The sequence below is a fragment of the Mesorhizobium sp. 113-3-3 genome, from assembly GCF_016756495.1.
Lineage (GTDB): Bacteria > Pseudomonadota > Alphaproteobacteria > Rhizobiales > Rhizobiaceae > Mesorhizobium.
In genome coordinates, this window is the sequence record NZ_AP023243.1 from 3,483,260 (window position 1) to 3,508,307 (window position 25,048).

At 65.7% G+C, this 25,048-nt stretch carries 22 protein-coding genes, 3 pseudogenes and 1 riboswitch; of the genes and pseudogenes, 9 read left to right on the top strand and 16 right to left on the bottom strand.

Annotated elements, in window-relative coordinates:
- The first annotated feature begins 107 nt into the window (after positions 1–107).
- Entirely contained in the window at positions 108–1,550 is a 1,443-nt protein-coding gene (locus JG746_RS16955; protein WP_202359168.1) for a LuxR C-terminal-related transcriptional regulator, read from the top strand.
- Between the two features lie 61 nt (positions 1,551–1,611).
- Here the strand turns inward: JG746_RS16955 and cobT are convergent, their stop codons facing one another.
- From cobT to cbiE, 8 genes and pseudogenes are all read right to left on the bottom strand, one after another.
- Positions 1,612–2,622 (bottom strand): nicotinate-nucleotide--dimethylbenzimidazole phosphoribosyltransferase, encoded by a 1,011-nt coding sequence (gene cobT, locus JG746_RS16960; RefSeq protein WP_202359169.1) that lies wholly within the window; start codon positions 2,620–2,622, stop codon positions 1,612–1,614.
- A gap of 39 nt (positions 2,623–2,661) precedes the next feature.
- Positions 2,662–3,438, bottom strand: a complete 777-nt coding sequence (gene cobS, locus JG746_RS16965; RefSeq protein WP_202359170.1) for an adenosylcobinamide-GDP ribazoletransferase — start codon at positions 3,436–3,438, stop codon at positions 2,662–2,664.
- Positions 3,435–4,754, bottom strand: coding sequence for a cobyrinate a,c-diamide synthase (locus JG746_RS16970; protein WP_202359171.1), 1,320 nt, complete (start codon positions 4,752–4,754; stop codon positions 3,435–3,437). Before JG746_RS16970 ends, cobS begins: the two co-directional genes overlap by 4 nt.
- A complete protein-coding gene (gene cobA / locus JG746_RS16975; RefSeq protein WP_202359172.1) occupies positions 4,751–5,569 on the bottom strand; it encodes a uroporphyrinogen-III C-methyltransferase in 819 nt (272 codons plus the stop codon). The genes JG746_RS16970 and cobA overlap by 4 nt, the downstream gene beginning before the upstream one ends.
- The gene (gene cobM / locus JG746_RS16980) at positions 5,566–6,330 is read right to left on the bottom strand and encodes a precorrin-4 C(11)-methyltransferase (RefSeq protein ID WP_202359173.1); all 765 of its coding nucleotides are present in this window, start codon (positions 6,328–6,330) and stop codon (positions 5,566–5,568) included. Before cobM ends, cobA begins: the two co-directional genes overlap by 4 nt.
- Positions 6,327–6,497, bottom strand: a pseudogene (locus tag JG746_RS16985) (cobalamin biosynthesis protein); the annotation flags it as partial. The pseudogene JG746_RS16985 and the gene cobM, both read right to left, overlap by 4 nt.
- Before the next feature lie 243 nt (positions 6,498–6,740).
- Positions 6,741–6,893, bottom strand: a pseudogene (locus tag JG746_RS37170) (cobalamin biosynthesis protein); the annotation flags it as partial.
- Entirely contained in the window at positions 6,872–8,098 is a 1,227-nt protein-coding gene (gene cbiE / locus JG746_RS16995; protein WP_202359174.1) for a precorrin-6y C5,15-methyltransferase (decarboxylating) subunit CbiE, read from the bottom strand. The pseudogene JG746_RS37170 and the gene cbiE, both read right to left, overlap by 22 nt.
- Before the next feature lie 5 nt (positions 8,099–8,103).
- On the opposite strand from cbiE, the pseudogene JG746_RS37840 reads away from it, so the two are divergent.
- Both JG746_RS37840 and JG746_RS17000 read left to right on the top strand, forming a co-directional pair.
- A pseudogene (locus tag JG746_RS37840) lies at positions 8,104–8,226 on the top strand (cytochrome c-type biogenesis protein); the annotation flags it as partial.
- A 26-nt stretch (positions 8,227–8,252) separates the two neighbouring features.
- Entirely contained in the window at positions 8,253–9,026 is a 774-nt protein-coding gene (locus JG746_RS17000) for a cobalt-precorrin-6A reductase (RefSeq protein ID WP_202359175.1), read from the top strand.
- Here the strand turns inward: JG746_RS17000 and JG746_RS17005 are convergent.
- From JG746_RS17005 to JG746_RS17040, 8 genes are all read right to left on the bottom strand, one after another.
- Positions 8,990–9,754: a precorrin-3B C(17)-methyltransferase gene (locus tag JG746_RS17005; RefSeq protein ID WP_202359176.1), complete on the bottom strand. Its 765-nt coding sequence runs from the start codon at positions 9,752–9,754 to the stop codon at positions 8,990–8,992. The genes JG746_RS17000 and JG746_RS17005 overlap by 37 nt on opposite strands.
- Positions 9,751–10,509, bottom strand: a complete 759-nt coding sequence (locus JG746_RS17010) for a precorrin-2 C(20)-methyltransferase (RefSeq protein WP_202359177.1) — start codon at positions 10,507–10,509, stop codon at positions 9,751–9,753. The genes JG746_RS17005 and JG746_RS17010 overlap by 4 nt, the downstream gene beginning before the upstream one ends.
- Positions 10,506–11,138 carry a precorrin-8X methylmutase gene (locus tag JG746_RS17015; RefSeq protein WP_202359178.1) on the bottom strand — a complete coding sequence of 211 codons (633 nt, stop codon included), beginning with the start codon at positions 11,136–11,138 and terminating at the stop codon, positions 10,506–10,508. Before JG746_RS17015 ends, JG746_RS17010 begins: the two co-directional genes overlap by 4 nt.
- 2 nt (positions 11,139–11,140) lie before the next feature.
- Positions 11,141–12,634: a precorrin-3B synthase gene (gene cobG / locus JG746_RS17020; RefSeq protein ID WP_202359179.1), complete on the bottom strand. Its 1,494-nt coding sequence runs from the start codon at positions 12,632–12,634 to the stop codon at positions 11,141–11,143.
- The gene (locus JG746_RS17025) at positions 12,631–16,359 is read right to left on the bottom strand and encodes a cobaltochelatase subunit CobN (protein WP_202359180.1); all 3,729 of its coding nucleotides are present in this window, start codon (positions 16,357–16,359) and stop codon (positions 12,631–12,633) included. Before JG746_RS17025 ends, cobG begins: the two co-directional genes overlap by 4 nt.
- Before the next feature lie 19 nt (positions 16,360–16,378).
- The gene (cobW, locus tag JG746_RS17030; RefSeq protein WP_202359181.1) at positions 16,379–17,416 is read right to left on the bottom strand and encodes a cobalamin biosynthesis protein CobW; all 1,038 of its coding nucleotides are present in this window, start codon (positions 17,414–17,416) and stop codon (positions 16,379–16,381) included.
- Between the two features lie 2 nt (positions 17,417–17,418).
- Complete coding sequence (locus tag JG746_RS17035; protein ID WP_202359182.1) at positions 17,419–17,847, bottom strand: DUF1636 family protein; 429 nt, start codon at positions 17,845–17,847, stop codon at positions 17,419–17,421.
- Between the two features lie 40 nt (positions 17,848–17,887).
- Positions 17,888–18,093, bottom strand: a riboswitch (cobalamin riboswitch).
- 29 nt (positions 18,094–18,122) lie between these two features.
- Positions 18,123–19,322: a winged helix-turn-helix domain-containing protein gene (locus JG746_RS17040; protein WP_202359183.1), complete on the bottom strand. Its 1,200-nt coding sequence runs from the start codon at positions 19,320–19,322 to the stop codon at positions 18,123–18,125.
- 333 nt (positions 19,323–19,655) lie between these two features.
- Between JG746_RS17040 and JG746_RS17045 the strand changes: the two genes are divergently transcribed.
- The 6 genes from JG746_RS17045 to nuoF are packed head-to-tail and all read left to right on the top strand — an operon-like array spanning position 19,656 to position 24,999.
- A complete protein-coding gene (locus JG746_RS17045; RefSeq protein WP_095204098.1) occupies positions 19,656–20,021 on the top strand; it encodes an NADH-quinone oxidoreductase subunit A in 366 nt (121 codons plus the stop codon).
- Complete coding sequence (locus JG746_RS17050) at positions 20,012–20,593, top strand: NuoB/complex I 20 kDa subunit family protein (RefSeq protein WP_015317338.1); 582 nt, start codon at positions 20,012–20,014, stop codon at positions 20,591–20,593. Before JG746_RS17045 ends, JG746_RS17050 begins: the two co-directional genes overlap by 10 nt.
- Positions 20,594–20,597: 4 nt before the next feature.
- Positions 20,598–21,203 (top strand): NADH-quinone oxidoreductase subunit C, encoded by a 606-nt coding sequence (locus JG746_RS17055; protein WP_202359184.1) that lies wholly within the window; start codon positions 20,598–20,600, stop codon positions 21,201–21,203.
- Between the two features lie 9 nt (positions 21,204–21,212).
- Positions 21,213–22,403, top strand: coding sequence for an NADH-quinone oxidoreductase subunit D (locus JG746_RS17060; protein ID WP_202359185.1), 1,191 nt, complete (start codon positions 21,213–21,215; stop codon positions 22,401–22,403).
- Complete coding sequence (locus JG746_RS17065; RefSeq protein WP_202359186.1) at positions 22,404–23,684, top strand: NADH-quinone oxidoreductase subunit E; 1,281 nt, start codon at positions 22,404–22,406, stop codon at positions 23,682–23,684. It begins immediately after the preceding gene.
- Between the two features lie 10 nt (positions 23,685–23,694).
- Complete coding sequence (nuoF, locus tag JG746_RS17070) at positions 23,695–24,999, top strand: NADH-quinone oxidoreductase subunit NuoF (protein ID WP_202359187.1); 1,305 nt, start codon at positions 23,695–23,697, stop codon at positions 24,997–24,999.
- The last annotated feature ends 49 nt before the right edge of the window (positions 25,000–25,048 follow it).

The window sequence follows — 25,048 nt, forward strand, 5'->3', positions numbered from 1 at the left end:
GGAATCGTGCAAATGCAGTGTTTTCGATGTCGCATCTGTAGTATTTCACTAAGGCAAGGCCATCGGTTCTTAGCCACGGGTCGGCAGCGGATGGGGAGTTCGAAACAATGCTTCGCGCCGTAGGCAATCCTCTCGCCGGCTTGTCGGATCGGGAGTTGGTGATCGCGGCAAAGTTCGCGGAGGGAATGACCTATCGCGAAATCGGTGAAACGCTGTTCATAGCGCCGACCACGGTCCGGACCCATCTCTCGGCCGTTTATCGGAAGCTCGATGTTCGCAGCAAAGTGACGCTTGCTGCGTTCCTTGCCGATCACCGCCAGCAGGACCTCAGCCAGGCACTACCCGGAAGCCTTTCGACGGACGAGTCAGGCCCGCCAGTCGTCGCGGTTCTCCCGTTCGACAATCTAAGTGGAGAAGAACGCTGGACCCGTATCGCCGATGGTTTGTCGGCGGACCTCATAGTTGATCTCGCCCGTTACCGCGACCTTGCGGTGATCGCCCGTCAGACAATGCTTTCCTACAAGGGACGGCATGTTGACGTGCGAGACCTCGGACGAGAGTTGAATGCTGACTATGTGATCGAGGGAAGTTTTCAAGTGGACGGGCAGAGGGTGCGCATCCGCGTCCAACTCGTCGACGCCCACACAGGGGTCGATGTCTGGACCGTGCGTTACGATCGGTCCGCGAACAACCTGTTTGCGATGCTGGACAGCGTGACCGAGAACGTCATCAATGTCCTTGCAACTTGTCACGGTCAGCTCGCAAATCTGCGACGCGATGCGGCTCGGCGGAAGCCACCAGCAAGTTTGCAGGCTTATGATTGCTACCTGCTTGGGCTCGAGCAGAAACACCTTTTCACCCGTGAGTCGAACAAGGAGGCGATACGACTGCTGGCGCGCGCAATCGAACTCGATCCGGGTCTTGCAAGAGCCTGGACCGCGTTGGCACTTGCGCATGCTGTGGACGCCATCAACGGGTTTACCGACGACGTTTCCGGCTCGATCGAGAGCTGGAGCAAATGTGTCAAGCAAGCGCTGGCGCTCGATCCGGCCGATGTTTACGCCCGCATTATGCTTGCCGATCTTCGGGCATTGCAGGGCGATGTCGAAGCTGCTGTCGAAGAACATGACCGAGTGTTGGCGGCTGCTCCAAATGACGCTGACTCGCTTGCCCTTCTTGCGGGTAGCCTTGCTCTTGTTGGTAGCGACCCGAAGCGTGGCTACGAACTGGCCAAGCGAGCGGTCCAGCTAAATCCATATGTGCCCTGGTATTACGGAATGCTTGCGCGATGCAGCTACGTTCTAGGCCTTTATCGGGAATCGCTGCTCGCGCTACGTCAATCTGCGCCAGATTCGCCCGCCACACTTCTGTTTCTGGCAATGGCTCATGCGATGCTCAATGAAACGCCTCAGGTCGCTAAGATCAATTCACGACTGAAGGACGAGTTCCCGGACTTCACGCCCGAAGTGTTCATCAGAACCTATCCGGTTACCAATCCTCTCGCCATTGCTGCGATCAGAGAAGGCGCCCGTTGTGCGGGTTTGGCATAGCCTCGAATAATCAAGATGACGTTATTTCGATGTTTCAACAGTGTTGAAATTTCGATGGAGTTTAATTCTCCGACACCCCAGCCTCGGCAAAGCTTGCCATTCTTGCATGGCACTCCAGCGCCGAGCGGACGATGTTGACGGCGAGGCAGGCGCCGGAGCCTTCGCCGAGCCGCATGCCGAGGTCGAGCAGCGGCGGCAGGCCGAGCGCCTCGAGCAGGCCGCGATGGCCCGATTCGGCAGAGACATGGGCCGCGATGGTGTGGGCGAGGCCGGTCGGGTGCAGCCTGGCCAGTGGGGCCGCGGCGGCGGTGCAGACGAAACCGTCGAGCAGCACGGGTATGCCGAGATGGCGGGCGGCCAGCGTGGCGCCGAAGATGGCGGCGAGTTCGCGGCCGCCAAGGGCCGCGGCAATGCCCAGCGGGTCGGCAAGAGCGGCGGCATGGCGCCTGAGGCCTGCTTCGATGGCGACCACCTTGCGCTTCAGGCCGGCATCGTCGACGCCGGTGCCGCGCCCGGTCCATTTTTCCGCGCCGCCGCCGAAGAGCGCCGCCGAAATGGCAGCGGCCGGCGTGGTGTTGCCTATGCCCATTTCGCCGAAGCAGACCAGGTCGAGATCATTAGTCACGGCATCATAGCCTGCCGAGACCGCGGCGAGGAAGGCTCTCTCGTCCATTGCCGGCACTTGCGTGAAGTCGCCGGTCGGATGGTCGAGATCGAGCGGGATGACATCGAGTTCGGCGCCGGCGATGCGGGCGAGCTGGTTGATGGCAGCACCCCCGCCGGCGAAGTTCGCCACCATCTGCACGGTGACCTCCGAGGGGAAGGCCGACACGCCCTGCGCGGTGACACCGTGATTGCCGGCGAAGACAAACACTTTTACCCGGTCAAGCTTGGGCATGTCGCGGCCCTGCCAGCGCGCCAGCCAGGCGGCGATGGTCTCCAGCCGGCCGAGGCTGCCTTGCGGCTTGGTCAGCGTGTCCTGGCGGCTGGCAACGGCCTTGGCGGCGGTATCGCTGCCGGCGGGCAGGTCGAGGCAGGCGGCGCGCAATTCATCGAGGGATTTGAAGGGCATGGGGGCAAGGTCTCCGGAAAGGAATCAAGTCGAATGGGATCAGGAAAGCGCGACGGAAGCGACGAGAAGCACTGATATTTCGCTCACCTGCTGCAAGGCGCCGATCGTGTCGCCGGTCTGGCCACCAATCTGGTTGAGGCAAAGCGCATGGAAGGCGGCAAAGAACAGGCCGAGCAGGATCAGCGCGGCAATGGCGCCGCCGACCCCGAGCAGGAGAAGCGGGATCGCGCCGAGCACGGCGCCGGCGATCGCGGTTTCCAGCGAGACGGTGCCGGCGCCGGCCGAGAGGCCGTCGGAGCGCGCCGGCGGCAAGAGGTGCATGAAGACGCCCAGCACACCGCGCGAGGCCGCGTGGGCGGCAACAAGGGCAAAGAGAGCCTGGGTGGGATCCACCAGTTCAGAAAGCACGTTCCAGCGGATCAGCAGCGACAGGGCCAGCGCCATGGCGCCATAGGCGCCGATGCGGCTGTCACGCATGATGTCGAGTTTGCGGCCGCGCGACTTGCCGCCGCCAAAGCCGTCCGCGACATCGGACAGCCCGTCCTCGTGCAGGCAGCCGGTGGTCAGTACCGTCGCCACAAGGGCAATGGCGGCCGCCGGTCCCATGGCGAGGCCGAACCGTTCCGCCGTGGCAAAGACGATGGCGCCGATCAGCCCAACGAGAAGGCCGGCGACCGGTGCGGCCCAGATCGCGGCGGCGAGGCTGCGGCCGCGAAAGTCGAGGTCGGGCAAGGGCAGGCGGGTGAAGAAGACCAGGCAAAGCGCGACGTCGTCGAGGATTTGCCGGGGTGAAAGGGTCAAATTCGGGAACTTCATGCGCTGGCCCTCGCTATCGCGTGGAAGAAGGTACCGCTGACCTGACCACGCCGGTAGCCGGAAGCGCCGATCGGATTGCCCTGGCCATCGGCGAGGTCGGCCAACGGCTCGTCATTGCCGGTGGCCGTCATCTGCGCATAGTGGAATTCGTGGCCGCGGATCAGCGCGCCTTGCGCCCCCAACGGGCAGTCGGCGCGCAGCCGCGCCTCGCGGTAGCCGAGATTCATTTTTCTCTTGGCGAAGCTGGTGGCGTGGCCGAGCAGGCCGAGCATGCGATGCGTTTCGCCGGCGGCATCCTCCAGCGCTTCGCCAAGCACCATGAAGCCACCGCACTCGCCATGGATCGGCTTCATCGCCGCAAATCTTGACATGCCGGCTTTGAAGGTCCCGGCGGCGGCGAGCTTGCCGGCGTGAAGCTCGGGATAGCCGCCGGGCAGCCAGCAGACGTCGCAGCTGTCGTCGGGCGCCTCGTCGGCGAGCGGCGAGAACGGAACGATCTCCGCGCCGGCTTTGCGCCAGTAGGCGGCGACATGCGGGTACAGGAAGGTGAAGGCGGCATCTTCGGCCAGCGCGATGCGTTGGCCGGGCGGTTCCAGCGCGTCGGTGAAGTCGCCAACCGCCGGGGCGAGGGGCGTCGCCAGCCTCATCACGGCATCGAGGTCGAGCGATTTCTCCGCCATGTCGGCCAGCCGGTCGAGATGCGCCATCAGATCATCATATTCGCCGGCCTGGACGAGGCCGAGATGCCGCTCGGGCAGATTGAGCGTGGGGTCGCGCAAGATGGCGCCGACGACGGGCAGGCCGATCGCCTCGATGGCGTCGCCGGACAGGCGCCGGTGGCGCTCGCTGCCCAGCCGGTTGAGCACGACGCCGGCCATGCGCACATCGGGATCGTAGGTGGCAAAACCTTTGGCGACGGCGGCCGCCGTGGTCGACTGGCCCGACACGTCTAGCACCAGCAGCACCGGCAGGCCGTAGAGCCGGGCAAGGTCGGCGGCAGAGCCCGTTCGGCCTGGCGCGGCCGGAATGCCGTCGAACAGGCCCATGGCGCTTTCGAGGATGACGAAATCGGTGTCGTCGGCCTGTTGCGCCGCCAGCGCGTTGAGCAGCGAGGGCGGCATCGCCCAGCTGTCGAGGTTGACGCCGGACAGGCCGGTGGCGGCGGTGTGGAAACCGGGGTCGATATAGTCGGGGCCGGATTTGGCGCCGCGCACTTTCAAGCCACGCCGGGTCAGCGCGCGCAAAATGCCGATGGTGACGCTGGTCTTGCCCGAGCCGGAGCGCGGCGCGCCGATGATGATGGCGCGGGCCGTCATGCCTGCCCCGTCAATGCCGCGCGCATGGCGACGATGCCGCCGACAACGATCAGCGCCGGCGAGGCCAGCCCTGCGGCAGCCGCTTCCTCGGCAATGGTGGCGAGCGTGGCGACGACGGTCCGCTCCTGTGGCGTGGTGGCGGCGACGATCACCGCCGCTGGCGTCGACGGCGCCAGTCCGCCGTCGAGCAGAGCGGCCGCGATCAGCGGCAGATTGGCCATGCCCATATAGACCACGACCGGCTGGCCGGTGCGGGCGATCGCAGCCCAGTCGATGTCGTCGTCGGTGCCGGCGGCGTGGCCGGTCGCCAGGATCACCGCCTTGTTGATGCCGCGCATGGTGGCCGGGATGCCGGTGGCGGCCAGCGCGCTGAGGCCTGACGTCAGGCCCGGCAGGACCCGGAACGGGATGTTTTCGCGCGCCAATGCCAAAGCTTCCTCGCCGCCGCGGCCGAAAATATAGGGGTCGCCGCCCTTCAGCCTGACGACGCGGCGGCCGTCCCGCGCCAGCCGAACCAGCAGGGCGGTAATGTCGTCCTGCTTCATCGAGGGTTTTCCGCCGCGCTTGCCGGCAAAGAAAAGCTCGGCGTTTGCGGCAACGGCCACGACATCAGGCGAGACCAGCGCATCATAGACCAGCGCGTCGGCCTCGGCCAAAGCCGCCAGCACTTCCAGGGTCAGGCAGCCGGGATCGCCGGGGCCGGCGCCGGCCAGCCAGACATGGCCCGGCTCCAGCGGGCGCGGCTTGAAATTCAGCCGCGCGAGCGCCTGTTCGAGCGGGGCGTTTTCGCCCTGTTTTTTGCTGCTGCCGCTCACAATCCGTCCCGTCCGCGAAAACGCCGCTGATAGTGGGCGTCGTACAATGAACTCTCGCCAAACCCTTCCGCCGCCAGCGAGCGGCCGACGAAGATGATCGCCGTGCGCTCCATCGGATCGGTGGCAAGCTGTGCCTCGATGGTTTCCAGCGTGCCGGTCAGCACCCGCTCATCCGGCCAGGAAGCGCGAAAAACGATCGCCACCGGGCAATCGCCGCCATAATGCGGCGTCAGTTCGGCGACGACGCGGTCGATGGCGTGGATGGCAAGATGAATGGCCAGCGTGGCGCCGGTGCGGCCGAAGCCGGCCAGTGTCTCGCCAGGCGGCATCTTTGAGGCGCGGCCGGAGACGCGGGTCAGCACTAGGCTCTGCGCGACTTCCGGAATGGTCAACTCGCGCCGAAGTGCGGCGGCTGCCGCTGCGAAAGAAGGCACGCCCGGCGTCAGCGTGTAAGGAATGCCGTGCTTTTCCAGCCGGCGGATCTGCTCGGCAACCGCGCTCCATACCGACAGGTCGCCGGAATGCAGGCGGGCGACATCATGGCCGTCCCTGTGAGCCTCGAGATACGCCGCCTCGATCTCGTCGAGCGACATCGGCGCGGTGTCGATGAGTTTCGTCCCCGGCGCGCAATGCTGCAGCAATTCGGGCGCGACGATCGAGCCGGCGTGCAGGCAGACCGGGCAGCTTGCCAGGAGTTTTGCGCCGCGCAGCGTGATGAGGTCGGCGGCACCCGGACCGGCGCCGATGAAGTGGACAGTCATGGCGCGTCTCCGCTGATGGCGATGGCGCAGGTGACCGGGCCAAGCACAATTCGGGGGCCAAGCAGTTTCGCGCCGGCGCCGGCAACGGCGAGGGCCGACGCTTCGGAAATCGAGGGCGTGCCGGCGAGTTCTTGCGAAAGATCGGAATGACTGAGCAGAGACGCCCCCTCATCCGGCCGCTTTGCGGCCACCTTTGCCGGGGCGAGTCGCTGGCCTCGCCCGTCCTTCGGACCCCCGGAGGGGAGAAGAGATTGGCGCCGGCGCTGAACGTCTCCTCTCCCCACCGGGGAGAGGTCAGCCGAGCGAAGCGGAGGCTGGGTGAGGGGGAGCGACGGTTCGGAACCAGCAACATCCACCACTATCACCGGGAGGTTGAGCTCACGGCCGGCAGCAAAAATGGCTTCTTCGTTGCGTTTGAACTCGGTCGTTGCCAGGGCCGAAAGTGCCGTCATGGCCAGCCCATGCGCTTCGAGAGCGGTTTCAATCGCCGCAAGCACGTCTTCAACGCCAACGCCTTTGCGACTGCCGATGCCCGCGATCATCATGGCTTCACCCAGCTCCATTGGGTGACCGGCATGGCCGGCCGCCAGGCCTGCATCGAGCCGACCGGCGAGGCGCGCGAAATATCTATGCGGGTGAGGTCACCACCGAGCTTTGTGTGCTGGGCGAGGAGTAAGGCTTCCATCTCGAGCGTCACCGCGTTGGCGACGAGCCGGCCGCCGGGGCGCAGCGCCTTGATGGCCGCGCTGAGCACGCCAGTGTCGCTGCCGCCGCCGCCAATAAAGATCGCGTCCGGCGTGTCCAGCCTGGCTAGTGCCTTGGGAGCGCTGCCTTCGACCACGACGAGGCCGGGAACGCCGCAGGCCGCGGCGTTGCGGTGGATGCGGGCGGCGCGACCCGGGTCGGCCTCGATGGCAATCGCGCGCATCAGGGGGTGGGCGAGCATCCATTCGATGCCGATGGAGCCAGAACCCGCGCCGATATCCCACAGCAATTCGCCGCGCCTTGGCGCCAGCGATGACAAGGTGATGGCGCGGATTTCACGTTTGGTGATCTGCCCGTCATGGTCGAACAGATGATCGGCGAGGCCAACCGTGAGGGGCAGGATTCGGGCTTGCGGATCGGAATCAATCTCGATGGCCAGCACGTTGAGCGGATTGATGTTTGCGATATCGAAGGCATCGGCGCGGGCGGTGCGCTGGCTCTCTTTGGGACCGCCCAAAGCTTCCAGGACCGTCAGTAGCGATGCGCCGAAGTCGAGTTCGGTGAGCAGGCCGGCAATTGCCGCCGGCGCTTCGGCATCCGAGGTCAGCGCCAGGATGCGCGCATTGGGCTGCAGCAACGGCCGGATGAGGTCGAGCGGCCGGCCATGCAGCGAGACGGTCTCGATGTCCTGCAGCGCCCAGCCAAGGCGGGCGGCCGCCAAAGAAACGGCCGACGGCGCGGGAATGACATGCATCTCTCGCGGCTTGACCTTGCGGGCGAGCGTGGCGCCGACGCCGTGGAAGAAGGGATCGCCGGAGGCGAGCACGCAGACGTTTCTGCCGGCGAGCGCCAGCACATCAGCCATCCCGGCATCGAATGGCACCGGCCAGGGATGCGCCTCGCCCTTGGCGAATGACGCGACCAGCGCCAGGTGCCGCTTGCCGCCGAAGATGAATTCGGCCTTGGCAATCCGCTGCTTGGCCTCGTCGCCGAGACCCGCTAAACCGTCCTCGCCGATGCCGACGATGGTGAGCCATTTTGGCGTTGGCTGTTGTTTTGACATGTCGCGCTGCCCCTCATCCGCCTGCCGGCACCTTCTCCCCGTATAGTGACGGGGAGAAGGGAGAAGCTCCGACGCTGACGCCTCCCTCTCCCCGTTCTTCACGGGGAGAGGGTAAGGGTGAGGGGCAGCGCCGACGCTGTTCAATATGGTGCCCATGAAGAAAATTCTGATCCTCGGCGGAACGACCGAAGCTCGGCAATTGGCAGGAAAACTGGTGGCGGAATTTTCGGTCACGCTGTCCCTGGCCGGGCGCACCGAAAGCCCGGTCGCGCAAGGCGTGCCCGTGCGAAGCGGAGGCTTTGGCGGCGCCGAGGGTCTGGCCGCCTATCTCAGGGAGACGGGCACCGATCTGCTGATCGACGCCACGCATCCCTATGCGGCGCGAATCTCCGCCAATGCCGCGCAAGCGGCGCGGCTGACCGGCGTGCCGATCCTCGCCTTGCGCCGTCCCGGCTGGGAGCCTGTCGAAGGCGACCGCTGGACTGAGGTTGATACGGTTGCCAGTGCCGCTCACGTGCTTGGAATCGCGCCGCGCCGTGTCTTCCTGGCGCTTGGCCGGCAAGAGGTTGCTGCCTTCGAAGCAACACCGCAGCACCACTATCTCATCCGCAGCGTCGATCCGGTCGAGCCGAAGCTGGCCGTGCCGGATGCGAGCTATCTGCTGGCGCGCGGGCCGTTTGGCGAGGGGGAAGAACGCGCGCTGCTCGAAAACCATCGCATCGACGTCGTCGTGTCCAAGAACAGCGGCGGCGCTGCCACCTATGGCAAGATCGTCGCGGCACGGGCACTTGGCATCGAGGTGGTCATGGTGCGCAGGCCTGATCTGCCGGAGGTGCCTTCGGCTGAAACCGTCGATGAGCTCGCCGCGATTGTTGACCAATTTGGGGTCGATCATTTTGTCGAGCCCGCTGCCGAACGCGGCGTGTAGACCAGCGCCGGCCTGTCGACGCGCTTGATGATCCGGGTTTCCGGCGAACCGATGATGATGCAGGTCGCCATGTCGGCCTTCTGCGCGTCGACATCGGCCAGCAGGTAGACCTCGATGCGTTCGTCCGGCCGGCCGGCGGCGCGGCCGAAGATGACAGGCGTGGTGCCCGGCAGGATCGCCGTCAGGCATTCGAAGGCGCGGCCAAGCTGCCAGGGGCGCGCCTTGCTGATCGGGTTGTAGAGCGCGACGACGAAGCCGGCGCCGGCCGCCGCCAGCAGCCGCAGTTCGATCAGTTCCCACGGCTTCAGATTGTCGGACAGCGAAATGGCGCAGAAATCATGGCCGAGCGGCGCGCCGATGCGGGCGGCGACGGCGAGCATGGCGGTGATGCCGGGCACGACCGCGACATCGATCGCGCGCCATTCCACCGGTCCGGCCTCGATCGCCTCGCAGACGGCCGCCGCCATGGCGAACACGCCGGGGTCACCGCCGGAAACGACGGCGACATCATGGCCCTCGGCGGCCTTGATCAAGGCATCCTTGGAGCGGGCGAGTTCCTCGCGATTGTCCGAGGCGACGCGAGTCTGGTCCGGGCGCAACTCCAGCCGGTCGAGATAGGGCTTGTAACCATAGAAGAACTTCGCCTCGGCGACGGCGCGGCTGGCTTCAGGGGTGACCTGATCGGCATTGCCGGGCCCAAGGCCGATGACGGTGAGACGGCCGCTCATGCCTGTGCTTCCAACGCACCGGGGCGGGCGGACCAGCCGGCGACCAATATGATGGCGAAGTAGGGCGCCTTGTCGTCCTGTTTGTCGGCGAGCTTCATCGAGACGCTGCCGGCCATGGTGCCGCGCTCGACATAGACAGCGCGCGTCAGCTTGCCGGTAGCCTCCAGCGCGCGCCTGATCTTGGGCAGGTTGCGGCCGACCTTCATGATGACGGCGGCATCGGTGTCGGCCAGCCTCCGCGTCAGCTCGAATTCGCTCATTGTGCCGGGCAGCACGGTCAGCACGTCGTCGCCCTGCACGATCGGCACGCCGGTCTGCGACCAGCAGCCGGACATTGCGGTGACGCCGGGAATGACTTCCGTGGGGAAGCGATGGGCGAGGCGTACATGCAGATGCATGTAGGAGCCGTAGAACAGCGGATCGCCTTCGGACAGGACGGCAACCATCCTGCCGGCTTCGAGGTGTTCGGCGACCTTCTCGGCCGACTCCTCGTAGAAACCGGTGATCTGCGAGCGGTAGTCGTCGTGATCCTTGTCGATCTCCGTGGTGACGGGATAGAGCAGCGGCAGTTCCAGCATATCGGGCCGGAAGCGCGCCTCGACGATGGCCCGCGCATTGCTGTTGTTGCCGCGCTTGGCGAAATAGGCGACGACATCGGCCTCGGCCAGGGCGCGCGCGGCCTTCAGCGTCAACAGTTCGGGGTCGCCGGGACCGGTGCCGACGCCGACGAGCTTGCCTTTGGAGAGCGCGTTCACAGGCCGGGCCTCGCCAGGGAATTGAGCGCGGCGGCGGTCATGGCGCTGCCGCCAAGCCGGCCACGCACAATGGCATAGGGCACGCCATAGGAATTCTCGGCCAGCGCATCTTTCGATTCGGCCGCACCGACGAAGCCGACCGGCATGCCGATGATGGCCGCCGGCTTCGGCGCGCCGTCGCGCAATTTCTCCAGGAGATAGAACAGTGCGGTCGGCGCATTGCCGATGGCGACGACGGAACCCGCCATGCGCTCGCCCCACAGGTCGATCGCGGCAGCCGAACGGGTGTTGCAGATCTCCTTGGCGATCTCATGCGTGCGCGGGTCGCGCAGCGTGCAGATCACCTCGTTGCCGGCCGGCAGCCGGGCGCGAGTGACGCCATGCGAGACCATTTCCGCGTCGCAGAAGATCGGCGCGCCGGCGGCAAGGGCCTTGCGCGCCGCGGCGACGAAGTCAGTGGAGAAAACGAAGTGGCTCGATGCTTCGACCTGGCCGCAGGCATGGATCATGCGGATGGCGACATCGGCCTCGGCTTCGGAGAAGCGAGACAGGTCCGCCTCGGCGCGGATGATGGCGAAGGAGCGCTCGTAGATCGCCGTGCCGTCGTGGATGTAGTCGTAGGCGGCCATGCTCATTCCTGTTGGTAGGTCTCGGCGATTGCTGCCGGCCCGAGCCTTGTCAGGCAAGCGGCGGCGGTCTCGCCCTGAAATCGTGCGCTGCGGATTGCCGCTGCGACGCGACCGATGCCGCGCGCGGCGTCATAGCCCGGCCTGTAGCCGGCAGGAAGGGCCTTTGCCGTCGCGTTCACGACAAGTCCGGCTCCATTTTCGCCGCCGACGATCGTGAGCGCCGCCGGGCCGGGATGCGCGCAGCCCTTGGCGCAGCCGGAAACGTGCAGCGTGAAGTCGAGGATGTCGGCGTTTTCCGCGGCGATCGTCTCTGCGATCTCGCGCGTGGCGATCCGGCCGGAGGCGCAGGCGGGCATGCCGGGGCAAGCGGCGATGCGGGTGCGCGGGTCGGTGGCGGCGGTGACGAGGCCGAGGGTGGCGGCGGTGGCTTGCAGGGGCTGATTGGCGTTAGCCGGTTGGCCGAGGAAAAGCAGGGCGCGGCCTTGGGCGAGGCGGATTTGGTTGGTGCCGAGGGTGAGGGCGCTTTGGGCGAGGGCAATGATTTTGTCCGCGGGCATGCTGCCGTAGGGCAGGGCAACGCCGAGGGCGATGGCATTGTCCAGATCGAAGAGGCCGATTGACGAGGGATTGCGCCCTACGGCGCCCCCCTCCGTCCTGCCGGACATCTCCCCCACAGGTGGGGAGATTGGCAGCCCGGCCGGCGGCGCCGTTCTAGCGAAGGTGGAAATGTGCTCAGCCGTTTCGGCGTCAGAAATTGGCAAAGGCGAGCGTGAAAGAGCATTCTCCCCCCTCGTGGGGGAGATGTCCGGCAGGACAGAGGGGGGCGCCACAGAGTGCCACCCTGCGAGAGAGGCCCACTGCCGCTCCGACAAATCCCTTGCGTGAGCCTCACGGCCTTTTTCAGCGACCATTCTGAGTGCAGCGACGGCAATGTCGCGCGCAGCGGCGTCTTCCGCCTCGACCAGCAATCGTGCGCTCTGCCCATCACCTGCGACAGACACCTGCCACTGAACTCCGGCATTAACCCGCACCGCCTTCAGCCTGATATCCGCCGTCACCGCATCCATTGCCAATTGCCCGCCGCCGTCGACAATCACCGAAACCTTCGGCCCCAGCCTCGGCGTCAGCCCGGCCTCTTCAATCGCTACCCTGATCCGCTCAGCCAGCGGTCGCGGATCGGCGATCTCCTGCGGGTCGATGCCCGCCAGCGGGCCAGTCTCGACCGGCACGCCGGTCCGCACCGCAATGCCCAGTGCGTCCACCTCAGCTGCCAGCAGTGCAGCACTTTCCGTTGTCAGACCGCGTATCTGCAAACTACCCCGTGCGGTGACTTCCATGATGCCGTTGCCATGCCGCAAGGCGGATTCGGCCAGTCCGATCAGAAGCTTCGGCGACAATGCTCCAGCAACCGGGTTGAGCCGCACCAAGAGCCCATCGCCGGTCTGCATCGGCGCCGACAAAGCCGGGCAGGCGCCGCGGCGCGAGAAGGCGTTCATGCCGCCACTCCCAGCGCCTCGGCCTCGGCAATCAGCGCGGCGAGATCATCGTCGATCGAATTGCGCAAGGGATGCCACAGGCCACGCCGGCGCGCCGACAGGAAACGCTCGGCGATGACTTTCGCGGCCGCCGGGTTTTCGCGCAGGATGAAGGCGCGGACTTCCGCGTCGCCGACATAGGCGTCGTGCACGGCCTCGATCAGCGCGCCCGAAATGGCATTTGTGGTTTCGGCAAAGCCGACAAGCCGGTCGACCGTCTCGGCGAATTCCGAGGCGCCGCGCGGGCCGTGCCGCATCTGGCCCGATATGAAGCGGGCATTGACGGCGCGGGCGCGCACCACCCGCGACACGGCCTCACTGATCGAGCGCGGCTTCGGCTTTTGCGGGTCCGTGGTGTCGAGCACGATGACGTCGGCATTCCGGCCAAGCGCGGCAAGGGCGGCCGAAAACCCGCCGATGAAGGCGACGTCGGCGGAGCCTTCGAGAATGTCGCGGCCAGGGTCGTCGCCGGTGTGCACGAGCAGGTCGGCCTCGGCGATGCGGGTCTCGAAGGCGCCGGGGGCGGAGATGCCTTCGCCGCCGGCGCCGCCATAGGCATGCGAGGTGGCGTCGAGATAGGCGCGGCCGATTTCTTCGCGCGCACCCCAGTCGCCGCTCGACAACAAATCTTCCACGCCGGCGCCGTAAGTGCCGGGCGAGGTGCCGAAAATGCGCGGGCTGATCTTGCCGTCGGCGCGTGTCCTGGCCGCGAGCGGGTTTTCCGAATCCTCTTCGTCGCGCGCGGCAACGGCGTTGGCGGCGGCGTCGATCAGCGCGATCTGGGTCGGGAACATGTCGCGGAACAGGCCCGATATGCGCCAGGTGACGTCGACGCGCGGGCGGCCGAGCGTGGCCGGCGGCAGCACCTCGATGCCGGTGATGCGGCCTGTGGCGGCATCCCATTGTGGCCGACAGCCCATCAGCGCCAGGCCTTGGGCGATCTCCTCTCCGCCGGTACGCAGCGAGGCCGAACCCCAGAGGTCGATGACCAGCGAGTGCGGCCAGTCGCCATGCGATTGCAGATAGCCGCGCACCACTTCTTCCGCCGCCGCCTTGCCCAGATCATAGGCGGTCGGCGTCGGCATTGTGCGTGGATCCGATGTGAACAGATTGCGGCCGGTGGGGAGCACGTCTGAGCGGCCACGCGCCGGTGCGCCGGCCGGACCGGCCTTGACGTGGCGGCCATCGAGCGCGGCAAGCAGCGCCGATCTTTCAGCCTCGGCACTCTGGCGGCGCATGGCATCGGGCTCGTCCTCAGCCGCACGGCCGTAAATATGCAGGCCGTCCTTGATGGCGAAATCCTTGAGGTCGCAGAGCCAGGAATCGATGCGGCGCAGCGCCTCGTCGGGCGCGTCGGTCCCGGCGACGCCGGCTTCGGCGGCAAGGCCGGTCTTTTGGGCGGTGTCGACGATCAGCTTGGCCAAGCGATCGCGGCGGCGGCGGTCGAGGCCGTCGGCCTGGGCGTATTCGTCGACCAGGCGCTCGAGTTTGTGCTGCTCCTCATCCAGTCCGGCGCCGGTCAGCCGCGGCGGCAGATGGCCAAGGGTGACGGCGGCGATGCGCCGCTTGGCCTGCGCCGCTTCGCCGGGGTTGGAGACGATGAAGGGATAGATGACGGGCAGCGAGCCGGTGACGATCTCGGGGAAGCAGCTTTGCGACAGCGCGACCGTCTTGCCGGGCAACCATTCCAGCGTGCCGTGGGCGCCGACATGGACCAGGGCGTGGACGCCGAGCGATTTGCGCAGCCAGAGACCGAAGGCGATCAGGGCGTGGCGCGGCGGCAGCGTCGGGTCGTGGTAGTCGGCGCGGCGATCCTCGGAGCGGCCGCGATCGGGAGCCAGCGCCACGGTGATGTTGCCGAAGGTCGCGGCGCGGAAGGGGAAGTGCTGTTTGCCTGATGGTGAAGGCTGGCGCGACGCGCCCCCCTCTGTCCTGCCGGACCCGGCCCTTCGCTGTCGCTCCGGGCGTTGGTCGCTCGGAAGGCCAAGCAATTGGCTTTCCGTCCGCTGCGCGGACCACTCCTCACCCCCCTCAAGGGAGGAGATTGCTCCTTCACGCCCGCTTTCACCAATTTCCACGGGTGAAGAGGGAAGGCCGCCGCTGGAACTGCCAATCTCCCCCCTAGTGGGGGAGATGTCCGGCAGGACAGAGGGGGGCGCATTGACGTGAGCTTCGTCATTGGTGTTGCCCCACGCACCCTCGACTGCATCGTATGCGGCCTTGGGCAACTCCGTGGACAAGCGAAGGTAGTCGTCCAGACTCAACCCCCGATCGCCCCGCTCCAGTAAACCCAACAGCTCACGCGCCGTTTGCGGAATCCCCCCAACCACATAACCCTGCTCCTTTAGGTCATGCAGCATGGCCAGCACGCTCGACGGGACATCCAGGCCGACCGCATAGCCAGTCCTGCCCGGCGCGCTCGGGTAGTCCGGGATCAGGATGGCCAGTTTTCGCTCGGTGCGGGGTGTCGCCTGCAGCTTGATGTAGGCCGCCACACGGTCGGCCACCTGCGCCACGCGATCCGGTTCCGGCCGATTGGCGAAGGCGCGGTGGCCAAGTGCGGGATCGACATCGCTTTCGCCCTTGAAGGAAATGGCGCCGGCGAGGATGCGGCCGTCCAGTTCGGGCAGCACGACATGCATGGCGAGGTCGGCGGGTGCCAGGCCGCGCTGGTTGTTCTCCCAGACGTCGCGGCGGGTGGTGGCGACGATGACCTGGAAGACGGGCACGCCGGCGCGGTCGAAAAGGGTTTCCACGCCGGGTTCGGCGCCGGAGGCGAAGGCGGTCGCGGTGATGATGGCGGCGGGTTTGAGCGCGGCGAGGGCCGTTTCGACGAAGGCCAGGGAGGCCGGGTCTTTCAGGCTGGAGACGAAGATGGGAACAGGCGCCATGCCGCGCTGGCGCAGCGCTTCAAAAAGGGCGTCGATGGGCGCGACGTCGGCGGCCAGCAGCATCGAGCGGTAGAAGAGGATCGGCACGACCTTTCCCTCCCCCTCGAGGGGAGGGTGGCCCGCAGGGCCGGGTGGGGTCGGTACGACCGGACGCGACGTTTCTTTGCGTTGGCGCGCTTCGGAGAGGACCCCACCCCCGGCCTGCGGCCGGACCCTCCCCTCGAGGGGGAGGGGGACGACGCCGCGGTTCGGCTCGTAGTAGCCCGCTTTCGGCACGCTGACCGGCTCAGTCACATAAGCATCCTGCCCAGCCAACCCCGCCAGCCGCTGCACCAGTGCGCCCATATTGGCCGGGCCGCCCTCGCGGAAATAGCCGAGCAGCGCGTCCAATTCCTGGCGCGGCAGCGTCGAGGCTTCGATCAGCCTGAGATCCTCGTCGTGGCTTTCGCCGGGAAGCAGCGCCAGTTTTATGCCGCGCTCGCGTGCGGTCGAGGCCAACTGGTCACAGCCATAGCGCCACCAGTCGTAGCCGCCGAGGATGCGCACCAGTATGATCTTGGCGTGGCGCGCGACACTGTCGATCCAGAGATCGACGGACATCGGATGGCGAAGGTCGCGCAGTGCCGCCAGCCGCATCGAGGGCAGGCGGCCGGCATCCGCCTTCCACGCGGTAGCAAGTCCGGCGAGATCGCTGTCGGTGAAGGACAGGGCCACGATATCCGCTGGCGTCTGCCGCAGATCGACCGGCTCGGCGAGATCGTCGAGCGAGGCGGAGGTCGTGGTGAGGATATGCATCGCGGCCCGTGTCTGAAAATCAGCCGGCGAGTATACGCTCGATTGCCGGGCGGTTCAGCCCCTTGAGGCCGATGACGACGAGGCGCGAGCGGCGGTCGTCCTCGGCGGTCCAGGCGCGGTCATAGTAATGATTGACGCGCGGGCCGACGGCCTGCAGCAGGAGCCGCATCGGCTTGCCGCCGACTTCGACGAAGCCTTTCACGCGCAGCACGTTTTCCTGTTCGGCCGCGGTGGCGACGCGCTTGGCCAGTTCGTCCGGATTGGCGATCGACGGGATGTCGACGATGAAGGTGTCGAAATCGTCATGCTCGTGGTCGAAGGCGCCGTCATGGTGGGATTTGCGGTTCTCGATGTCGTCCTCGACGGCGAGACCGAGCCCGAGCAGCACCGAGGGATCGACCTTGCCGTGCGAGGTCGGCACGATCTTCACGGCGCGGGCGGAGTGTTCGCCAATGATGGCGTTGGCGCGGGCCGAACCGGCGGCGTCCATCAGGTCACTCTTCGACAGGATGATCAGGTCGGCGCAGGCGATCTGGTCCTCGAACAATTCCTCGACCGGGTCGTCATGGTCGAGGGAGTCGTCAGCAGTCCTCTGCGCCTGCAGGGCGTCCATGTCGTTGGCGACGCGGCCTTCGGCAAGTGCGGGGCCGTCGACCACGGCGATGACGCCATCGACGGTGACGCGGCTCTTCACCGTCGGCCACTGGAACGCCTGGACCAGCGGCTTGGGCAGAGCGAGGCCGGAGGTTTCGATCAGGATGTGGTCGACCTTGGGGTTGAGCGACAGGATCTGGTCGAGCGCCGGTACGAAATCGTCGGCCACGGTGCAGCAGATGCAGCCATTGGCCAGTTCGACGATGTTTTCCTCCGGACAGGTGTCGATGCCGCACCCCTTCAAAATCTCGCCGTCGATGCCGATGTCGCCGAACTCGTTGACGATGATGGCAATGCGCTTGCCGCCGGCGTTTTCCAGGAGATGGCGGACCAGCGTCGTCTTGCCGGCGCCGAGGAAGCCGGTGACGACGGTACAGGGGACGCGGGATACGGAAGCGCTCATGATCAATCCTTCAACAGGCCGAGGGGAGGAATACGGGCAACGAGGCCGCGCTTGAGGGAATCGGGCCGGCCACGCCAGGGGATGAGGCCGTCCGTCGAGATGGCGAAGAGCTTCGCGCCGGTGACGAGGTCGGCGCCGCTGGCCACGGTCAGGTCGCCGAAGACATAGCTCCAGCAGCCGTCGCGCAGGATGGCGGCGCTCAGCCGGCGCTTGCAATTGCCGAGGCATTCGACCGTGCGGATGCGGATGTTTTCATCCGATGCGGCGCGTCGCGTGTCGTCAGCCAACAGTTCGCCGGCGCGGGGGTGGGCGTCGGAGCCGGTCTCGTCGCGACAGGACGCGCAGACGATGACGGTGACGCCGGCCAAGGCTTCGCTGTCGGCGGATGAGATATCCGCTGTGCCAGCCGAAAAACTGCCGTTCTGGTCCAAAAAACCGGGCTCCTTGCCCGGAAACCCGCCGGGCGATCGGATTCTTTTGTCGCAGACGGCAGGTCTCCTGGCTCGCGGGTCATCGCCTTGGGTGCCGCCTTCCCGGGAAACTCCCAGTGGCTTTCGGCCTTGGCTCATCGCTTACAGTTGCGGGGACAGCCGCGGATTTGAGATTTTTCACCCCGCACCGCATTCCCTCTTAGCCCCTGCCGTTGCGGGCAGGGGACCGTCTGGACCGGATTTAGGCTTTTGCGGGTAGCGGTGTCAACGCGGGCTTACGACACCGTCATGTCGGCCAGCGCCGGACCCAGATCGCCGGCGGACGTCACGTCCATGCGTTCAAGGCCGAGCCAGCCCTGCATCTGTTTCAATTCCTCGAACAGTTGCGCGGCGGTTTCGGGCGGCGCGCCGGGCTCGGCGTAGGCGGCGTGGACGCGCAGCACGCTGGCCGGCCGGTCCGCCTTGAGGTCGACGCGGGCGACGATCCGGTCGCCGAGCAGGAAGGGGAGGACGTAGTAGCCGTATTGGCGCTTTTCGACCGGCGTGTAGATCTCGATGCGGTAGTGGAAATCGAACAGCCGCTCCGAGCGCGAGCGCTCGAAGACGACCGGATCGAATGGCGCGAGCAAAGCGCGCGCCTCGATTTTCCGGGGCAGGCGGGCATCCTTGTGAAGGTAAGCCGGCTTGTCCCAACCCTCGACTCGCACCTGCAGCAGTTCTCCAGTCTCGACCAGTTCCTCCAGCCGGCCCTTCATGTCGGCCGGCGACAGCCGAAAGTAGTCGCGCAAATCGCCTGATGTCGCGATGCCATGGGCGCGGGCGGAAATGCGCAGCAATTCGCGGTGCGCGTCCTCCGGGGTGGGCACCGGCAGGTCGAGGATCGCCTGCGGCAGCACGCGCTCGGGCAGGTCGTAGAAGCGCTCGAAGCCGCGGCGGTGCGCCGTCGTGATACGCCCGGCCCAGAACAGCCACTCGAAGGCATGCTTGGCATGGCTCCAGCCCCACCAGCCGCCGGAGCCTTTCTGGCCTTCCAGTGCCGAAGCGGCGATCGGACCGCGCTCGGCGACCGCGCGGTAGATCTCTTCTATATAGGCGGCGTGCTCGCGGCCCCATTTGGCCAGGCCCAGATACATCTCGTCGCCCCGTTCGGCGCGCTGCATGCGCCAGCGCATCAGCGGATAGGTCTCGACCGGCAGGAAGGAGGCCTCGTGCGCCCAGTATTCGAAGACCGTGCGCTTGCGCGTCACGGCGGCATTGTCGAGCAGAGCGAGCGGGTAGGGGCCAAGCCGCGAATAGAGCGGCATGTAGTGCGCGCGCACCACCGCGCTGACGGAATCGATCTGCAGCAGGCCGGTGCGAGAGAGCACGCGGGCGAAGTGGCGGCGGTCGGGCGTTCCGCCGGGACGAGGGTCGAGAAACCCTTGAGCGGCCAGCGCGATGCGGCGGGCCATGGGAAGCGAGATCTTTTCCTTCATGCAGGCATCACTCTGAGGGGGCTTGGCTGTGCGTCTGACCGGTGATTCCGGCCCATGCTAGCAGGGTTTTGGCGGCAATCCTGTCAGGAGAGAAAAGTGGAGTAAAAAACGAAGGAAATCAAACAGGAGCGGATCGGACCAGTTTCTTCGGATATGCCGTCCAGGTCGGTGTTTTGAACAAGGTTTGACTTGCTTCGCTGGAAGTGCTGCGCTAACCCTCGCCGCGTTGCAGCATAGGCCCCTTAAAACGGTTCAGCGGTTAATCTGTCACGCTTCCGCATTAAGGTCCGGTGCTGTAATCAAAGTGGATTGGCGCCAACGGAAAGCCGCTGCATGAACGCACTCCTCAGTTCATACCTGCCCATCGTCCTGTTCATCGGCGTGGCGCTGGTCGTCGGCCTGGCGCTGCTGGCCGCACCGTTCCTGGTGGCCTACCGCAATCCCGACCCCGAAAAGCTTTCCGCCTACGAGTGCGGTTTCAACTCGTTCGACGACGCCCGCATGAAATTCGACATCCGTTTCTACCTGGTGTCGATCCTGTTCATCATCTTCGACCTCGAAGTGGCCTTCCTGTTTCCCTGGGCGGTGTCCTTCACGAAGATCGGCATGCTGGGTTTCTGGTCGATGATGGTGTTTTTGGCAGTGCTGACCATCGGCTTTGCCTATGAATGGAAAAAAGGAGCGCTGGAATGGGATTGAACGACAGTTCAGGCACCCTCGTCGCGCCGAAGCCGAAGGGCATTATCGATCCCAACACCGGAAGGCCGGTGGGGGAGGACGATCCCTTCTTCCTCGAAATCAACAATGAGCTCGCCGACAAGGGGTTCCTGGTCACCTCGACCGAGGCGCTGATCACCTGGGCGCGCTCGGGCTCGCTGATGTTCATGACCTTCGGTCTGGCGTGCTGCGCGGTGGAGATGATCCACACCTCGATGCCGCGCTACGACTCGGAGCGTTTCGGCGTCGCGCCGCGCGCCTCGCCGCGCCAGTCTGACATCATGATCGTCGCCGGCACGCTGACCAACAAGATGGCGCCGGCGCTGCGCAAGGTCTACGACCAGATGCCGGAGCCGCGCTACGTCATCTCGATGGGCTCCTGCGCCAATGGCGGCGGCTACTACCACTATTCCTATTCGGTGGTGCGCGGCTGCGACCGCGTCGTGCCGGTCGACATCTATGTGCCCGGCTGCCCGCCGAGCGCCGAAGCTTTGCTCTACGGCATTCTTCTCCTGCAGAAGAAAATCCGCCGCACCGGCACGATCGAACGGTAAATCCATGGCCGCATCCCTTAGCGAACTGTCGACCTATCTCGGCGAAAAGCTGATTGGTCGCGCCAATGGCGCTGACATCGCCTATGGCGAGCTCACCATTCATGTCGAGCCGCGCGATCTGGTCGAGGTAATGACCTTCCTGCGCGATGATCCGCGGTGCCAGTTCATCTCGATCATCGATGTCTGCGGCGCCGACTATCCGTCGCGCGCCAAGCGCTTCGACGTCGTCTATCACCTGCTTTCGCCGAAACAGAATGTCCGCATCCGTGTGAAAGTGCAGGCCGACGAAGAGACGATGGTGCCGTCGATCACCGGCGTTTTCCCGGGTGCCGACTGGTTCGAGCGCGAGACCTACGATCTCTATGGCGTGCTGTTCTCGGGTCATCCCGACCTGCGCCGGCTTTTGACCGACTACGGTTTCGAAGGCCATCCGTTGCGCAAGGATTTCCCGCTGACCGGCTTCGTCGAGGTGCGCTACGACGACGAAGCCAAGCGCGTCATCTACGAGCCTGTGGAATTGAAGCAGGAATTCAGGAACTTCGACTTTTTGAGCCCGTGGGAAGGAACAGACTACGTTCTTCCCGGGGACGAAAAAGCCAAGACGAATTGAGGCGCCACAATGGCTGAAACCTCCGTCCGCAATTTCAACATCAATTTCGGCCCGCAACACCCTGCGGCGCACGGCGTTTTGCGCCTCGTGCTGGAGCTGGATGGCGAAGTCGTCGATCGTGTCGATCCGCATATCGGGCTCTTGCATCGCGGCACGGAAAAGCTGATCGAAGCAAAAACCTATCTGCAGGCGGTGCCTTATCTCGACCGGCTCGACTATTGCGCGCCGATGAACCAGGAACATGCTTTCGCGCTGGCCGCCGAGCGCCTGCTCGGCATCGAAGTGCCGAGGCGAGGCCAGCTGATCCGCGTGCTCTATTGCGAAATCGGTCGCATCATGTCGCACATCCTCAATGTGACGACGCAAGCCATGGACGTCGGCGCGCTGACGCCGCCGCTGTGGGGTTTCGTCGAGCGCGAAAAGCTGATGGTGTTCTATGAGCGCGCCTCCGGCTCGCGCATGCATGCCGCTTATTTCCGCCCCGGCGGCGTCCATCAGGACCTGCCACGCCAGCTGGTCGAGGACATCGGCAAGTGGATCGACCCGTTCCTGAAGTCGATCGACGACCTCGACAAGCTCTTGACCGGCAACCGCATCTTCAAGCAGCGCAATGTCGATATCGGCATCGTTTCGCTGGCCGATGCTTGGGCCTGGGGCTTTTCCGGCGTCATGGTGCGCGGTTCGGGCGCGGCATGGGACCTGCGCAAGTCGCAGCCCTATGAATGCTATTCGGAAATGGATTTCGATATTCCGATCGGCAAGAACGGCGACTGCTACGACCGTTACCTCGTGCGCATGGAAGAGATGCGCCAGTCGGCGCGGATCATGCGCCAGTGCGTCGACCTGCTGCTCGGCAAGGAAAGCACCGGCCCGGTGTCGAACCTCGACGGCAAGGTCGTTCCGCCCAAGCGCCAGGCGATGAAGCGGTCGATGGAAGCGCTGATCCATCACTTCAAGCTCTACACCGAGGGCTATCGCGTGCCGGCCGGCGAGGTCTACGCGGCCGTCGAGGCGCCGAAGGGCGAGTTCGGCGTCTATCTGGTCTCCGACGGCACCAACAAGCCGTACCGCTGCAAGCTGCGCGCGCCGGGTTTCGCGCATCTGCAAGCCATGGATTTCCTCTGCCGCGGCCACATGCTGGCCGACGTCACCGCCGTCCTCGGCTCCCTCGACATCGTGTTTGGTGAGGTCGATCGCTAAATGTCAGTCCGCCGTCTCGCAGAAGCCAGCGTCCAGCCAGCATCCTTCGCCTTCAACCGGGCGAACGCGGCCGCGGCGAAGCAATGGATCAAGAAGTACCCGAAGGGCCGCGAGCAGTCGGCGATCATTCCCTTGCTGATGATCGCGCAGGAGCAGGAAGGCTGGGTCACCAAGGCGGCGATCGAGACAATCTCGGACATGCTCGGCATGCCCAGGATTCGCGGGCTCGAGGTCGCGACCTTCTACACGCAGTACCAGCTCAATCCCGTCGGCACCCGCGCGCACATCCAGGTCTGCGGCACCACGCCCTGCATGCTGCGCGGCTCGGAAGCGCTGATGGATGTCTGCCGTTCGAAAATCCATCACGACCAGTTCCACACCAACGACAAGGGCACCTTGTCGTGGGAAGAGGTCGAGTGCCTCGGCGCCTGCGTCAACGCACCGATGGTCATGGTGTTCAAGGACACGTTCGAGGATCTGACGCCGGAACGGCTGGCTGAAATCATCGATCTCTACGACGCGGGCAAGGGCGCTTCGGTGGCGCCGGGACCGCAGAATGGCCGTACCGGTTCGGAGCCGGCCTCCGGCCTGACGACGCTGAAGAGTGAAAAGGCGATCCTGAAGTCGACCCGCGACCGGGAGGCGAGGGAAGCAGCCAAGGCCGCCAAGGCGGCACCCGACGCGATCATCGCCGCGCCCGTTCCGGCGCCCGCCGCCGCTCCTGTAGCGCCGTCCAATGCTGGCAAGCCGAAGACCGACGCGCCTGAGACCAGCCCGGCGTTGAAGACACCTTCTAAGACCAAGGTGGCGCCGGCGGCGGAGAAGGCCGCGAGCGTTTCGGCGCCGCCGCATTCGGCCGCCAATGCCAACAAGGCATCGCCGGAAGTCGAGAAGGTCTCTAAGCAGCGCAATGGGCCCAAGTCCAATGCCGAACCGGCCGCTGCCTTCAAGGCGCCGGAAGCCAGGGCGCCGGCCGCCAAGTCGGCGAAACCGTCGCTGGAAGACAAGAACCGCCCAGCCGGGATCGACAGGCCGGCGGCGGTCGACGATCTCAAGCTGATCTCCGGCGTCGGCCCGAAGATCGAGGGCGTCCTGCACACGCTGGGCATCTTCACCTTCGCGCAGGTCGCTTCCTGGAAGAAGGCCGAGCGCGAGTGGGTGGACGGTTATCTCTCCTTCCACGGCCGCATCGAGCGCGACGACTGGGTCAAGCAGGCCAAGGCGCTCGCCAAGGGCGGCGTCGCCGAATACATCCGCGTTTTCGGCAAGAAGCCGGTCTGAGGGACGAAAAATGCTTCAGGACAAAGACCGCATCTTCACCAACATCTACGGCCTCTTCGACAAGTCGCTGGCCGGCGCGATGGCGCGCGGCGCCTGGGACAACACGCCCGGCATCGTCGCCAAGGGGCGCGATTGGATCGTCAACGAGATGAAGGCGTCGGGCCTGCGCGGCCGTGGCGGCGCCGGCTTCCCGACCGGGCTGAAATGGTCGTTCATGCCCAAGCAGAGCGATGGCCGGCCGAGCTACCTCGTCATCAATGCCGACGAATCCGAGCCCGGCACCTGTAAGGACCGCGACATCCTGCGCAACGACCCGCACACGCTGGTCGAGGGCGCGTTGCTCGCCGGCTTCGCCATGGGCGCGATCGCGGCCTACATCTATGTGCGCGGCGAGTTCATCCGCGAGCGCGAGGCACTGCAGCGGGCCATCGAGGAGGCCTATGAGGCCAAGCTGATCGGCAAGAACAACACCTCGGGCTACGATTTCGACGTCTACATGCATCACGGCGCCGGCGCCTATATCTGCGGCGAAGAGACCGCACTGCTGGAGAGCCTTGAGGGCAAGAAAGGCCAGCCCAGGCTGAAGCCGCCATTCCCGGCCAATGTCGGCCTTTATGGCTGCCCGACCACCGTCAACAATGTCGAATCGATCGCTGTGGCGCCGACCATCCTGCGCCGGGGCGCGGCCTGGTTCTCGTCCTTCGGCCGGCCCAACAATGTCGGCACCAAGCTGTTCTGCGTCTCCGGCCACGTCAACAACCCGTGCACCGTCGAAGAGGCGATGTCGATCCCGTTCCGCGAGCTGATCGAGACGCATTGCGGCGGCATCCGCGGCGGCTGGGACAATCTGCTCGCCGTCATTCCGGGCGGCGCTTCCGTGCCGCTGGTGCCGGCCGAGCAGATCATCGACACGCCGATGGATTTCGACGCGCTGCGCGACCTCAAATCCGGCCTGGGCACGGCGGCCGTCATCGTCATGGACAAGTCGACCGACGTCGTGAAGGCGATCGCGCGGCTGTCCTATTTCTACAAGCATGAGAGCTGCGGTCAGTGCACGCCGTGCCGCGAGGGCACCGGCTGGATGTGGCGGGTGATGGAGCGGCTGGTGCGCGGCGAGGCGCAGAAGCGCGAGATCGACATGCTGCTCGACGTCACCAAACAGGTCGAGGGCCACACGATCTGCGCGCTGGGCGACGCGGCGGCATGGCCGATCCAGGGCCTGATGCGGCATTTCCGAGGCGAGGTGGAGCGGCGCATTGACGAGTTTTCGCGCAACGCGCACCGCGCCGAACCGGTGATGGTGGCGGCGGAATAGTAGAAATCGTGAGTGCGGGCGAAAGCCCGAAGCTGGAATAACGGGGCGG